The organism is Sulfurisphaera tokodaii str. 7, from assembly GCF_000011205.1.
GTDB classification, from domain to species: domain Archaea; phylum Thermoproteota; class Thermoprotei_A; order Sulfolobales; family Sulfolobaceae; genus Sulfurisphaera; species Sulfurisphaera tokodaii.
The window spans coordinates 680,627-695,355 of sequence record NC_003106.2 but is presented as its reverse complement, the minus strand read 5'-3'; the positions used below and the strand labels follow the sequence as shown (position 1 = coordinate 695,355).

Annotated in this window: 15 protein-coding genes; 10 read left to right on the top strand and 5 right to left on the bottom strand. The window is 31.6% G+C overall.

The window, feature by feature from the left end; genetic code table 11:
- Positions 1–238: 238 nt before the first annotated feature.
- Positions 239–472 (bottom strand): 50S ribosomal protein L13e, encoded by a 234-nt coding sequence (locus STK_RS03970; RefSeq protein ID WP_010978699.1) that lies wholly within the window; start codon positions 470–472, stop codon positions 239–241.
- Between the two features lie 76 nt (positions 473–548).
- On the opposite strand from STK_RS03970, the gene STK_RS03965 reads away from it, so the two are divergent.
- Together STK_RS03965 and STK_RS03960 are read left to right on the top strand one after the other, a co-directional pair.
- Entirely contained in the window at positions 549–1,061 is a 513-nt protein-coding gene (locus STK_RS03965; protein ID WP_010978698.1) for a zinc ribbon domain-containing protein, read from the top strand.
- A 134-nt stretch (positions 1,062–1,195) separates the two neighbouring features.
- Entirely contained in the window at positions 1,196–2,878 is a 1,683-nt protein-coding gene (locus STK_RS03960) for an MFS transporter (protein ID WP_010978697.1), read from the top strand.
- 81 nt (positions 2,879–2,959) lie between these two features.
- Here STK_RS03960 and STK_RS03955 read toward each other — a convergent pair whose 3' ends face one another.
- Together STK_RS03955 and STK_RS03950 are read right to left on the bottom strand one after the other, a co-directional pair.
- Positions 2,960–5,302, bottom strand: a complete 2,343-nt coding sequence (locus STK_RS03955; RefSeq protein WP_010978696.1) for an ABC transporter substrate-binding protein — start codon at positions 5,300–5,302, stop codon at positions 2,960–2,962.
- Between the two features lie 136 nt (positions 5,303–5,438).
- Positions 5,439–6,578, bottom strand: a complete 1,140-nt coding sequence (locus tag STK_RS03950) for a hypothetical protein (RefSeq protein WP_010978695.1) — start codon at positions 6,576–6,578, stop codon at positions 5,439–5,441.
- Between the two features lie 168 nt (positions 6,579–6,746).
- Here STK_RS03950 and STK_RS03945 point away from each other — a divergent pair, with 168 nt between their 5' ends.
- The 6 genes from STK_RS03945 to STK_RS03920 all read left to right on the top strand — a co-directional run bounded on the left by STK_RS03945 (position 6,747) and on the right by STK_RS03920 (position 12,109).
- Complete coding sequence (locus tag STK_RS03945; RefSeq protein WP_198429734.1) at positions 6,747–7,796, top strand: ABC transporter permease; 1,050 nt, start codon at positions 6,747–6,749, stop codon at positions 7,794–7,796.
- Entirely contained in the window at positions 7,793–9,241 is a 1,449-nt protein-coding gene (locus STK_RS03940; protein WP_010978693.1) for an ABC transporter permease, read from the top strand. The genes STK_RS03945 and STK_RS03940 overlap by 4 nt, the downstream gene beginning before the upstream one ends.
- Before the next feature lie 2 nt (positions 9,242–9,243).
- Positions 9,244–10,209, top strand: coding sequence for an ABC transporter ATP-binding protein (locus STK_RS03935; protein ID WP_010978692.1), 966 nt, complete (start codon positions 9,244–9,246; stop codon positions 10,207–10,209).
- A 5-nt stretch (positions 10,210–10,214) separates the two neighbouring features.
- Positions 10,215–11,147: an ABC transporter ATP-binding protein gene (locus STK_RS03930; RefSeq protein WP_052846907.1), complete on the top strand. Its 933-nt coding sequence runs from the start codon at positions 10,215–10,217 to the stop codon at positions 11,145–11,147.
- A gap of 118 nt (positions 11,148–11,265) precedes the next feature.
- Entirely contained in the window at positions 11,266–11,631 is a 366-nt protein-coding gene (locus STK_RS03925; RefSeq protein ID WP_052846394.1) for a hypothetical protein, read from the top strand.
- 247 nt (positions 11,632–11,878) lie between these two features.
- Positions 11,879–12,109: a MarR family transcriptional regulator gene (locus tag STK_RS03920; RefSeq protein ID WP_010978689.1), complete on the top strand. Its 231-nt coding sequence runs from the start codon at positions 11,879–11,881 to the stop codon at positions 12,107–12,109.
- 3 nt (positions 12,110–12,112) lie between these two features.
- Here the strand turns inward: STK_RS03920 and STK_RS03915 are convergent, their stop codons facing one another.
- A complete protein-coding gene (locus tag STK_RS03915) occupies positions 12,113–13,042 on the bottom strand; it encodes a PEP/pyruvate-binding domain-containing protein (protein ID WP_010978688.1) in 930 nt (309 codons plus the stop codon).
- A gap of 70 nt (positions 13,043–13,112) precedes the next feature.
- Between STK_RS03915 and STK_RS03910 the strand changes: the two genes are divergently transcribed.
- The gene (locus tag STK_RS03910) at positions 13,113–13,646 is read left to right on the top strand and encodes a nitroreductase family protein (RefSeq protein ID WP_069168139.1); all 534 of its coding nucleotides are present in this window, start codon (positions 13,113–13,115) and stop codon (positions 13,644–13,646) included.
- A 5-nt stretch (positions 13,647–13,651) separates the two neighbouring features.
- A complete protein-coding gene (locus STK_RS03905; RefSeq protein WP_010978686.1) occupies positions 13,652–13,876 on the top strand; it encodes a DUF504 domain-containing protein in 225 nt (74 codons plus the stop codon).
- Between the two features lie 264 nt (positions 13,877–14,140).
- On the opposite strand, the gene STK_RS03900 is transcribed toward STK_RS03905, so the two are convergent.
- On the bottom strand, positions 14,141–14,710 hold the full coding sequence (locus STK_RS03900; RefSeq protein ID WP_010978685.1) for a hypothetical protein: 570 nt from the start codon (positions 14,708–14,710) through the stop codon (positions 14,141–14,143).
- Between the last annotated feature and the right edge of the window lie 19 nt (positions 14,711–14,729).

The following is a 14,729-nucleotide window of genomic DNA, read 5'->3' as shown; positions in this document are numbered from 1 at the left end:
GATTCATTGCAGAATAATACAGTATACACAAAAGCGTTCTAGTTAATCTAAATTATAACCTCACTATTATAAGCTTTTACTTAATCTACTATATTAATATGTTTAACGTATATTTAATGTGATAATATATATATGTAACTCCACTTATTATACAAATAGAAATCGCAAAAAACTTATGAATTAACAAAGTAGTAGAACAAATTCAGATTATTTACTTTACTGATTTCATTAATGAAAATTATTGAGCTTGTTTCTTCTGTTGTAGTTGTTCCTTTAATTTCTTTAGGACTTCAACATTTTCTGGATAAGAAGTTTTTCTTCTTTTGTCAATTCTGACTCTAAGTTTTTTAGCCTCTTGTACGGAGAAACCGGATTCTTTTAATTCTTTTAAACTAAAACCTTTACCTATTTTAGTATCTTTCTTTCTAATCTCAAAACGATAATGAGGGCGTTTAACTATCGGCTCTACCATAAATAAAAAGTTTATGTAAGAGATAATAAGCTATACTTAACGAAAACCTTTTAAATATTACCCTAATTTACAATTAATGCAGAAGACATATACTAACGTATATGTGAACCTATACCAATTAGGATTATCATTAGAGCAATGGTTAATTAGTAAAGGTTACAAAACTCAAATCTTAACAGTCGGACAATATGTGGTAGTTCAAGCGAAAAAGGAAGGAATATTAAGGACTATTTTCGGTGCTAATAGAGCTTTTACAATAAGACTGTCTGGAGGACAAGGAGTTTTAAATGTGGATGTTGGAATGAGTGATTGGTTAAAAGCCGCTGATGTCACAGAAGATGTAATAGCTGCTCTAGTCTTTACACCATTAGCATTTATTGAGGGTATTGAAGAAGCATATAATTTAAAAATTGAGGAAGATATTATTAAAGAGATTGAAAGGCTAATCAGCTTAACTAATCAAAAACCATTATTTCAGCCGCAACCATTTTATCAACCAATGTTGTATCAACAAAAAATCTGTAGGGCTTGCGGTTATAATAATCCAATAAATGCTAGGTTCTGTATGAATTGTGGCTCACCTTTGTAAATACTCTTTTTCTTTCTTTAATTAACCTCTTTTTAAACTCATTTTATTCACTTTCTTCCTTTAATTTTAACTAATAATTATTTAAATCTTCATTAACAAAAGATTTAATAGTTAACTATTCACTATTTAACATTATGGTTCAGTATAAGTGGATTGCCCTATCTAATACAAGTCTAGGAGTCTTTATGGGATTCATGAATGCTAACATTGTTCTAATATCATTACCAGCAATATTTAGAGGAATTGACGTCAATCCCTTTACATCATTTCAATACCTATTGTGGGTTCTATTTGGTTACTCGATAGTATCAGCAATATTAGTAGTTAACATTGGCAGAATCTCAGATATATTTGGAAGAGTTAGAATGTATAATTTGGGTTTTGCAATCTTCACTATAGGTTCAATCCTACTTTATATAACACCAGGTACCGGGAGCATAGCTGCTCTTCAGTTAATAATTTATAGAATTATTCAGGGGATAGGGGGAGCTTTTTTAATGGCAAACAGTGCAGCTGTACTATCTGAAGCGTTCCCACCAAATCAAAGAGGTTTTGCATTAGGTTTAAACGGTGTAATAGGGATTTTTGGAGGAATTGCTGGAATAATATTAGGCGGTATTTTAGCCTCAATTTATTGGAGAGATGTGTTCTTAGTTAGCGTCCCAATAGGAATTGCTGGGACTATTTGGTCTTATAAATCGTTAAAGCAACTAACTCCTCCTAATAGGAATCAAAGTGTTGATGTAATAGGTAATATATTATATGCAATAGCATTAATCCTTATACTAGTAGGAATAACTTATGGAATTTTACCTTACGGTTCTTCGGCTACTGGTTGGACTAATCCATACGTAATTGCGAGTATATCTTCTGGTGTAGCACTATTCTTAGTGTTCCTTTATGTGGAAACTAAAGTTAAGGACCCAATGTTTAGGATCGACCTTTTCAAGGTTAGAGCATTTACTATGGCATCCCTAGCAATATTTTTTGCACAAATTGCTTTTGGAGGACTACAACTAATGTTAGTTTTACTTTTACAAGCAATTTGGCTACCATTGCATGGTATACCTTATTCACAAGCACCATTCTGGGCTGGTGTGTATCTTTTACCCTTATTAGCGGGTTTTGGAATAATGGGAAGTATTGCCGGAAGGCTTTCTGATAAGTATGGGGCTAGAGTATTAGCAACAGTTGGGTTAGTAATATTAGGGGCTGGATTATTAGGATTAACATCATTGCCCTATGATTTTAACTACATAATATTCGCAACAATAATTTTCATAATGGGTGTTGGTAACGGTCTATTTGTATCACCAAATATGGCCTCATTAATAAATGCAGCACCACCACAGCATAGAGGTTCTGCATCTGGAATTAGAGCAATGTTAACAAATACTGGAAGTACATTAAGTATCGGATTATTCTTCACAATAGTTATAGATGTACTTTACCTTAACTTGCCTGGTACTTTGACCTCAGCACTAACTGCTGTTGGTGCACCACAGTTAGCACCAATAATGGCTAAGATACCACCAACTGCAGCATTATTTGCTGCATTTTTAGGATACAATCCGGTAAAGACAATATTGTCACAATTACCGGCAAGTATTGTCAATTCAATTCCTTCATCGGTATTAGCAACAATAACCGGCAAGTATTGGTTCCCCACAGTTATAGCCCCAGCATTTATGGATTCGCTAAAGATAGCATTTTACTTCTCAGCAACTCTTGTGTTTATTGCAGCTGTTATATCAGCATTGAGAGGAAGAACTGTGATATATGAGAGAGATATGATGAAAACTTCTGATCCAAAGTAAATAGTTTTTTATTTAACTATATATAAATACACCATTTATACAAAGAAAAAGAAGGAAAAGAAAAAATATTATTATACTATTTTATCTTCTTCTTAACAACACTACCGCGACTGCTATAATTATAATTATAACTATAACTATAACTGCTATTAACGCTACATTAATTGATGATGTGGTCGTCGTATTTGTGGTCGTAGTCGTCGATGTAGTTGTAGTTACTGGAGGAACAGTCGTTGTGGCAGTTGGAGTTACATTTAAGCTTCCGTAACTAAATTCTTCTCTCATCTGTCCATTTACAGTCCAAATAGCTTTAGCCACTATTTCATATAACCCTGGTTGTAACATTGAAGTGTTAATATTAGCCTGATATATTCCGTTCCCCATATTCTTTGCAATAATTACATATGGTTTACCATTTATAGTAACATTACCGTACGTATGGCCCGGAACATTCAAATATTTTAAGTAGACATAAACTGTAGCATTACTTATTTGAGTTGGTGATAACATATCAGTACTGTTATCCCAACTATACGCTGTTATGTTAGCTGTAAACGTAGCCATTTGGCCTTGCTTTACTGTTTGTAAGAATAGTAATGGGTTAATTCTAAAGTAATGCAAGTTAGCGTGTACTACGATTTCTTCTGCAGGGACATTCCACTCACCCCATATATATGCACCGCTGGATATTAATGGTGCGATCTTTTCAGCATATACTGTTGCTGGATTCGTTGTGTTAAATATATGAGCTGGAACTATTGGAAACTCAGTTAATGTATAGTATACGTTAAGGAAGTTTGTCGAATTCAAATATATTACAATTTGGTATGGTCCAGTTACATTCGTCCATGCTATTGCGGGTATAGTACCGAATAAGTCTGTATTAATAAAGCCGTTATCAACTAAATAAGTATAGTTTACGTGAAGTCCATCAAATGTATTGGTTCCCATAATACCTGGTATATCATACCACCAAATGGTGAAGTTTACATCATATGCAGTTAATGGGACTCCATCAATCCATGTATCATTGTGAACTAGGTTAACGATTAATTCAGTTCCATTTGGTATATACTTATCACCAGGTAATGTAACGTTGTGAATATATACTATACTCCAATTCTGTGCAACCCATGGTATTAAAGCTTGAGGTGATATAGTAGCAGGCATAGTTAAGTTTACTACAGCTAATGAATCATATAGATCGTCTAATGTATTAAATGCATATAGGGAAACGCTAGCATAAGGATTCATATGTCTTGGTGTATCACTACTTACTGAAGAGAATATAAATGTGCCATTTAATGCACTATTAGTTGGATGAACATTCATTATACTGATTGAGTACACCGCAGTTTCATTTAAGTATATATAATTAGCCCAATCTGGTAAGTAAACTCCCTGTATTGCATTACTCCAAACATTAATTATATAAGGTAATTCTACTTGTAGGTCGTATTCAACTTGTTTTACTATATTGATTGAGTCATTTAGTGTGGGAGCATTAGCAGCTTCAGTTATAAGCGTATCTATAGTGGAGTTTGAGAATCCTCCAACATTAGCTGGATCAGTATAAATTGATAACCAGGCAGGCACGTCAGCACCTAAGTTAATCCAACCAAAAGTAGTTATGTTAAAGTCAGTATATGGAGCAGTAGTAGCTAAAGTTATTAGTTCGCCAAAAGTAGTTGCCTCTGGTTTAATGGTTAAATTGATTGCTGCAGCTTGAGTTTGTAAATAACTAGCTAACCTTTGAGCTGGGGTACTACTAGTTGGATAAATAAATGTTAGCACTAATGGCTTACCATTGTAGTACCATTGACCATTTACGTGAGTAATCCCGGGTACTTTTTCTAGATACATCACAGCTCTTGTAAGATTATAGGATTCATACTGTTCATAATAACTTATAACTTGGGGATTAAACCATTCACTATATATTTTAGGATTGATAAAGTATGGTATATCTTGTCCTAATAATCCGTTATCCCAGACAATAGCAGTAATATTTTGTGGATTTAACAAACTACTTATTGCATATCTAAAGTATAAGTTAGCAGTTAAGTTATTTCCAAAAGCAAAAACAAACTGCCCAAAACTTTCTACTGGAGATATTCCTACATATATTGTGCCTTTATATTGTGTTAATAGTGTCTTTATCTCTGAAGCATGATCTAAAGTTGCAAAGTCAATTTTACCCTGGATGAGAGCATTATATTCGTCAGTATGGGTAGAATAGGAATATAGATATATTATTGTTCCTACCCAAGGTTCGTTATAACGTGCTTGATTCCAAGTTAGAACTGGTGCATTAAAGTCCGATATCGCATAGGAACTTGCTATAATATTTAAATTTAGTAATGCAATTCCAGCTATTAAGAATATTAGGATATATATCGTTGTTTTATCTAATTTACTTTGCATATCATAATTTCATTTATCGCCTTTAAATATTTTTTCGTATCTCTCTAACTTTTTTGAAAGAGGAAATTTTTGTCATTATTTTTTGTATAATAGAAGTGAATGATGACAACTAGATTTTATGGCAGAAAATAGGTTTTCAAAATCTGTTTAAAATTATCAGCATTCCATAAAAATAATTGCCTTTTTGCACATAACCTACCCCATAAAGAATATTGTTGTAAACTGCCATATCTTCTATGACTAGAAATGGCTTGGACATAATTGTGTTTAATTTGTTAATGTTATGTCCGTAAAGAATCACACTACCGTATGTTGTTCCGTTACTTATTATGAAAGGAACTCTTAAAGCTATTACTATGTTATTATCTATTGATGAGATTGAGGTTACTACTCCTAATTGGTATTTTAGTTTTATGGGATATACTTGAGAATTGTTAATATAAGCTAGGAATGGTTCAGGATTTTCAGGATTCGTTAGGTTTTCTCCCCCTATAAACCAATATCCTTTCCAATAATAGGAAGTTAGTAAGACTCCAAGATGAAGGAAATTAAAACTGATGTTATAAAAAGTATTATTTTGATAAATTGTGGCTGTCATATTTATCGCATTTCCTCCCACTATTATTGACGAGGAGTTATTGCTATATATAGAATATATTGTTGAAGAACCCCCTATAACCTTGAAATCACTAGGTAATTTAGGGGATAAATCATAGAAGCCTGAACTATTTATTTTTAATAGAAACGGAATCAAAAATGGTGATTGGCCAACCCCAACAATGTACGCATTTCCTCCTACAAGCCAATAATTATCACTCCAATCTATTGTATATATTTGACCTATAGTATAAAAGGGTGAAATAAATTTTGAGAGGTTATATATTTTGTAATTTTTAAGATTTATTTCAACTAAGCTGGTGTGTAATGTTCCATTTATTCTAGTGCTACCTCCTAATAATATTGCTGTTCCATTATATCCTAAACTGTAAATATAACCGCCATTAAAATACTTGCTTACGTTAAAATTAGTGAAGGTATTGTTATTAAGAAAGTATATACCAGCAATCCCTATTGGGAAAGTATTATTTATTATTTTAACACCACCAAGTATTATTTCATTATTAGTTATTACTATGGAGGAATATATTTTTGAGAAAGTATTTATTTCAATAATTTTGTAATTTGGTAAAGTAAAATAATCATATAAAGAATAAGATGCCACTATTCCAATTATGATTATTAAAACAGCTAAGAAAGCTAACTTAACAATACTCATAAGAATAGTGACACGTTTAACTATTTTTAATTTTTTGGTAAGAGTGTTATTTCAATTTTCACTTTTTATATTCTGAATGATAAATGATCTCAAATAAATTGAGAAAACTTTTATATAGGAGATATTCGAGAGTAAAATGATAAAATTACATTATTGGTGACTATCCTTATGTCACTTAAAGAAGGGAAAAGGTCAACATTTTCTTCGGTTTCTACTAGAATTCCAGTAAAATATTTAATAAAAAGGATTATAGAGAGGATTATTCTTATCATTGTTATAATCTCATTCTTATTTTTCCTATTTAGAGTATTACCTCTCGCCTTTCATGTAAATCCAGCTAGCTTTTACGTACCTCCAACATATAAGGGTTTGTCTAGGAGCACATTAATTGAGGCTATTGATAAGCAATGGGGGCTTAATCAGCCATTTTATATTCAGTATATTGATTATTTGAAGAACATGTTAACTTTTAACTTCGGCTATTCTTTAACCTATGATGAAAGTATAACAACACTTGTTATGCAAGCTATCCCAGTTGATTTATTAATATTAATTCCTAGTTTAATTTTGAGTACTATTTTAGCTATAATATTAGGAATTTTATCGGCTACTAGGCAAGGGAAACTTGTTGACAGTATTAACTCTACAATAGCTATATTTACGTATTTTATTCCAGCCTTCTGGATATTTGCAATAGTATTATATTATTTTGGATACCAGTTAGGTTGGGTTCCAACTAATATAGCTGATGCTTTAACTAAAAATGGGGTTCCATTACATGGTTTTGCTTATGTTGCTGGTTTACTCAAGTTTATTGCTCTGCCAGTTATACTTTTGACAATTTTGTCTTATGGAGTAAGGATGATACTAACTAGAGCATATGGAATAGACGCATCAAATAGTCATTTTGCCACTTATCTTAGAGCTAGAGGGATCCCAAATAGAACTATTTTATATAAACATATAGCTAGGAATGCAATGATTCCTGCTATCACTAGGACTGGAATAGATTTTGCCTTTGTTTTAGCAGGCGCTGTATTCGTGGAAGAAATTTTCAACTATTATGGAATGGGAGTGCTATTAGTTAAATCCGCTGAGACCTTTGACGTTCCTGTACTTGAAGCCGTATTCTATATAATTAATCTATATGCAATAATCGTACTTTTGGTTTTAGATTTAGTTTATCCGTTCATAGACCCTAGGGTGAAGTATGAATGAATAAATTTGTAAAAGATCTTTTACATAGAAAATCCTTTATAATCTCAGTAATCATTATAGCAATATTCGTTTTTATAGCTGCAGCAGCACCTATTCTTACCCCTTATTCAAACCCATATTCTACAACAGAATATTTTGTTGCTGGTCCTTATGCGGTTCCTTCTTGGGCCACTATATTTCCACAATACAAACTTTATCCCCCTAACATGCAGTTCGCTTTGATCAATCCAAAAATTTTTGGTAACGTTTCTTACTCTTTTAATAATGATAGGTATGTTATAACTATCCCACCAGGTAAATATTTTAATTTGACTTACACATTCTATTGGAAGTATATTGCTCCTTATTCCTTTTCGATATCTTTTAACGTAACGCCAATAACAACTCAAGGAGTTCAAGTAAATATATATTTCATAAATTCAACCAACTTTAAATATTTCTTAGAAAGCTTCGCACCAGAATCTTATGCATCTGCATTTACATATCCGATTGAGACTTTATATTTAAATAAGGTTAACACAATAACCGTGAACTCTTTATATTTAAATCCTGATAATAGTCCATTCTTTGCTTCGTTAAGTGCTTATGAGCAGACCATATACAGCTTAACCTTTGAAGACTATACTTTAGGCAAACCTGGTGAAGCTACTATTATGATCTCAATAGTTAATCTTGGAAATACTCCAGCTAAGATAATATTAACTAATCCAATTTTTAGTGACAAAGGAAAAGCTTTTGGTATTTTAGGTACTGATGATAACGGAGCTAGTGTATTTGCTGAATTTGTGTATGGAACTAGATTTGATTTGATACTTAGTTTATTAGCCTCCATATTAATTGTGGGAATAGGTTTAGTAGCAGGACTTGTAGCAGGATATGTAGGTGGTAAAGCTGATCTAATACTTAATTCTATCACGGACTTCTTCCTTACTATACCTGGACTGCCATTCATAATTGTGCTGGAAACTGTTCTTTTAGTTTCTGGTGTATTAGCTCACATAAGTGAGGCTGATCTAATATTGCTAATAATTGCTGGTTTATCATGGATGGGTACCATGAAAATAATTAGATCTGTAACCTTATCTATAAAGAGTAGAACATTTATAGAGGCTACTAAGGCCTTAGGTGGTAACTCGTTCTACATTATTAGAAGGCATGTTTTACCTAATATTTTAGGAGTAGTATTTGCACAAATAGCATATGATGTCCCTACTGTTATATTAATTGAATCGGGACTTGATTTCTTAGGCCTAGGAATTACCAGTTTTCCTACATGGGGTAATATGTTAGGATTTGCTACTGATGCTGCTTCTTCAGCTACTAGTTTTGCTTGGTGGTGGGTTCTTCCACCAGGACTGGGTATAGTTCTTCTCTCGATAGGTTTCTATTATTTGGGAACTGCATTACAAGATGTATTAAGCCCATATAGAATAAGAGGAGAATAAAGATGATTGATAGTGCTATTCTTTCAATAAAAGGATTAAAAACATATTATAAAACTAGAGATGGTTATGTCAAAGCTGTTGATGATGTAAGTTTTGACGTTCCTAAAGGTTCCGTTGTGGGTATTGCAGGTGAGTCTGGATCTGGTAAATCTACCATTGTTCAGAGTATATTCAAAGTTTTGCCTAAAAATGCTGAAATTAAAGACGGAAAGATAGAATTTGAAGGTAAGGATATACTTAAAATAGATGAAAAAATTTTCAATAAGGAAATTAGGTGGAAAAAAATAAGTTGGATACCTCAAGTATCAATGGATGTTTTAGATCCGGTGTATAAAATTAAAGATCAACTTTTAGAGACTATTTTTGCCCACGAAGATATGAGTAAGGCAGAAGCTATGGAGTTAATTGTTAATCAATTAAAGGCTGTTAACTTACCTTTAGATGTTTTAGATAGATATCCATTTGAGCTTTCTGGAGGACAGAAACAGAGAGTTATTATAGCTACTGCTTTATTATTAAACCCAGAGTTAGTAATAGCTGATGAACCTACTACTGCATTAGATGTTATTGTTCAAGCTCAGATATTGAATATTATTAGAAATCTTAAGAACGAAAGAAAATTTAGCATGATATTTGTAACTCATGATTTAGCATTACTTGCTGGAATAAGTGACTATATTGTTATACTTTATGCTGGTAAGGTTGTTGAAATGGGAAGGACTGAAGAAGTGTTTAAGTCTCCTCTTCATCCATATACACAATTATTACTAAAGTCAATCCCAGATATTAGAAAAAGAAAAGAGAAATTGCAAGGAATTCCAGGTGAGCCACCAGACTTAATTAATCCGCCACAAGGATGTAGATTTTATCCTAGATGTCCATTAGCCATGGATATATGTAAGAGAGAAGAACCCCAATTAATTAATGTAAGTCCTACTCATTATGTGGCTTGTCATTTAAGGAAGTGATAAAAATGATTGAAACTAAAAGCCTTAAAGTTTATTATAAAACGCCAAGAGGAATTGTTCGTGCTGTAGATAATGTCAATATATCCGTTAGGGAAAAGGAGATTGTAGCTTTAGTTGGAGAATCAGGGAGTGGAAAAACCACATTAGGTAAAACAATTTTAGGGTTAATTAAACCTACAGACGGCAAAATTCTTTGGAATGGTAAAGAAATAACAAAGTTAAAGGGAAAGAGTTTAAAGGAATTTAGATTAAAGAATCAAATTATATATCAAGATCCTTTCGATGCAATTGATATTAGACTGAGAGTTTATGATGTAGTTGCTGAAGGAATAAGGCTTCATAAATTAGCTAAAAGTAAACAAGAAGAAAGAGAAATGGTTTACAATATTTTAAAATCTGTTGGCTTATCACCACCACAACAATTTAGTATTGCATACCCTACACAACTATCTGGAGGGCAATTACAAAGAGTTGCAATTGCACGTGCTATTGTTTTAAACCCAGACTTTGTAGTTGCTGACGAACCAGTATCAATGTTAGATGTATCTATAAGGGCGGACATACTTAATATTTTTCTTAATTTAAGGGAAAATCAAGGTACCTCAATACTAATGATAACTCATGATTTAGCTACAGCAGCTTATGTTGCAGATAGAATTTATGTAATGTATTTAGGTAAAATAGTAGAATATGGAAGAACAGATCAAATAGTTGATAATCCAAAGCACCCATATACTCAAGCTCTTATTTCATCAATTCCAATTCCAGAGCCTGGTTACGTTATTCAAGTAAAACTTTCTGAGCCAGATTCTCCAGTTCCAGAAAATGGTTGCCCATTATATCCACGATGCCCATTCAGAAAAGAAATATGTAAGAAAGAAGAGCCAAGATTAAAGGAAGTTGAGCCAGAACATTATGTCGCATGCCACCTATACTGATGAAGAAAGACTATTTAAATTAGATAAAATCTTTTTCATTTCTATCATTGTTTTCGTAATACTATCACTTATTTCCATATTTATAAATTTTATTACATTTATTATTCCATCCATTACAATGGCAATAATTTTATTAATAATAAGAGAATATTTGCTTTTAAAAGCAATTAAAATATTGGGAACAACTAGAGAATATAAGGTAAAACCTAAAATGAGTTTACAAAAGAGGGAGTCTAATACAACACAAATTGTAACTTTCTTACTTATTATACTTCCTCTTTTAGCCCTTTATTTAGCACCAATTCCAATTAATTTAAGCATAGCAATAGGAATAGTGAGTAGTTGGCCATTAAGCAATATCTTAATTCAGTTACTATTTTATATTATAGAGAATAATTTTCATGGGAAATTATATAGTTTCATAGTGTGGGAAGAAATAGATCAAGAATTATATATTAAAGAATATGGATTTAAAATTAAGTAAATTGTGTTAAACCCCTTACATCATTTAAGGATATAGTGTTCCTTAAGTGTAGGAAAACGTTAATCTGGTGTCGTCATGGTATAGTCTAAGTTTATTAATTAATCTCTATAGAGAGTAGATGCTAAGATAATGTTTTTATATACCTTGTATAAGTACTATAGTCACAACACTATAAACATTAATAAATGATTCAATTTTCTTGCATCTATCAAAAGTTTTAAGATAAAATTTTACAAAAATCTTTTTGATGAAAAGACTTTCCCCTTCAACTAAACTCGTTCTTGAAGTAATATCTAATCGTAAAATTGTTAAGTTTAAGGAGTTGAAAGAAATAACTGGACTTTCAACTAGAACTTTACGTTATGCACTAAAAGAGTTGAAAGAAATGGGACTTATAAAAGTTTTACCTTGCTTAGAAGATGCTAGAGAAAGACTTTATGCTTTAACTGAAATTGAAGAATGTTATAAAATAAGTTAAAGATTAAACTTCTGGGTAAATTTTTCTCACACCTCTGACTTCTAGTAAATAGAGCTTATTTCCATCAATGGCCCATTCAATATTTACATTTCTTTTGAATATTTCTTCTACAGCAATTGTCATATTAGCAACCTTAATAGCGTCTCTTTCCTTTAAACTCTCAGAGTTATCTTCTATGTCAATTGTCTTTATTCTTTTTTCTTCATAATCATAAACGAGTTTAACAACTTTTTTAGATATTCTCTTTGAAACTAAACTTCTTGTAGCTTTACTTATAATATATTGATCTGGTGTTACAAGTCCTTTTGTAACGCTTTCCCCTAAGCCAAATGCTGATTCTATAAACACATAATCCGATTCTTCAGTCACGGGATGTAATGAAAATGCTGTTCCGGCAACTGTAGGATTTATCATATTCTGAATAAGAATTGCCATACCGGAGTTATCTTGACTTAAAAGTCTATACGCTATAGCCCTAGGACTATAATAAGAAGCTATTACTCTTTTTATACTCTGTATCAAATTATCTCTTGTTACAAAGAGATCTGTCTCATATTCTCCAGCAAAACTACTCCCACTTAAAGGGGAAGTTACAGTAGCTCTCACTGCTACGTACCTTGAGTTTAAAGAATTAAATCTCTCTAAAATTTCCTCTTCTATTTCTTCACTTATCTTAGAATTTAAGATTAGACTTCTGATAATCCCACTTTTCTTTTCTAAATCACTCTGATTATTTAGATTTACAGATGATAAAATTGAATTTATATCTGGCTGAATATCTTTTAGTATTTCATTAACACCTGCTGAAGAGATAACAAACCCAGGGGGAATATCAAACCCCATTTTATATAGTTCTCCTAAGTAAGCACTCTTTCTTCCAACTACTGATATCATATTTAGGTTAATTTCGTCAAGCCTGTATGTATAATTCATATTTAAGCATTTGATTTTCAGTTTAAAACTCTTTAGTTAAATTCTTAAGATGAACTTGAAATATAACAATATGAACGATATTCTTGAGTTTCTAATAAAGAGAAGAAGTGTGAGAAGTTTTCAGCAAAAGCCCGTAGATTTAGAGTTAATAAAACAATTAATATATGTAGCAAACCATGCACCAAACTCAATGAATAATGAGCCTTGGAAATTCATTATTATTATAGATGAGGAGATAAAAAAGAAGCTTTCCACGCTACATAAAGGAGCTTCACACATAGCTTTAGCACCTATAGGTGTAGCTGTAGTGGCTGAACCAGAAATAAGTCCAGAAACTTGGATGGTCGATGTAGTAAATGCTACTATGTATTTTGTATTAGCAGCACATTCAGTAGGCTTAGGAGTTGGATGGATAGCAGCTTATGAAAATAAAAAGGCTAAAGAGATCTTAGGAATACCAGATAATAAAGTCCTAGTTACATTACTTTCTGTCGGCTATCCAGATCCTAACTATAAGCCTAGAGAAAAGAGTGTGAAAAATCCGGAGAGTGTGATGTTCATAAATAAGTGGGGAAATATGCTAATTAGGATTAAGGAGAATTAAGATTTATGCGAATAAAAGATGCTATTATCAAAATTTTTTACACTCGTAAGGATGTAAGTGAGATTTACTTAGTAATTAGAGATAGGGTTAAGGGAACAAGTGAAATTCCCTTTTCAAATATTGAAAGAGTAGACAACTATTATATTTATTTAAATGATGGTGAAACAGTTATTCCTTTACATAGAGTTATTGAAATAAGAGAGAAGGATAAAACTTTGTGGAAAAGATGAATTTATAAATTTAACTCATGCTAAACTCATTAGCCTTTTTTATGATTTGTTAAACAATATAGTAAAATTACGTTCGATTTAATTCAATAATTATAAATAATGTATAATATCATTGATGGCTCATTAAAAAGTTTTTAAGTATTATTGTGGAAAGTATATTAAATAATAATTGAGATTATAAAATTGATGGTTTATTTCAAAAACTCCTTAAAAGGTAATAGAGACATTTTAAATGACAAATTTTATGAGGTGGGGAGGGATGTACTAAGTTACTGCTAGTTGTTTAATCAGAACGTCAACATTTTCTCCAAGAATAGAGAATTCTCCTACCTTTTCTACTAATTCTCCATTCTTAATTTTCATTCTTACGTATTTATTTTCTGATGATAACCATAAAAGTAAAGTAGAATTTATACTTTTGCTTAATGCCATATTTATAACTTCGCTTATATCATCTCTTTTTACCCTTAAAGTCATCAAAGTTTTAGAAGATGCTACTTTTTCTGCATCCTCAACCATTATACCATTTATAAAACTCTTTTCGTCAAATCTTTCAAGAAGTTTAGTGTCACCATCAATAGAAATAGTTACTCCGTCTTTCCTAGGTAAGATGGAGAATTTTAAGTGCATATTCTTCTTACCAAAGAAAGAGTTTTTCTCAAAATTATATATAACCTCTGTTAGACTTGTCTTCTTTTTTACATCATATTTTTTGTCATCAATCTCAACTTCGTACTCATTAAGTACTTTTATCTTAAAATTTTCAAGTACCTTCACATTTGATAAATACGATAATGCTGAAAGTTTATTTACCGTAAGTGTTATACTTAGCATGATTTTAATTTTGTTAAGT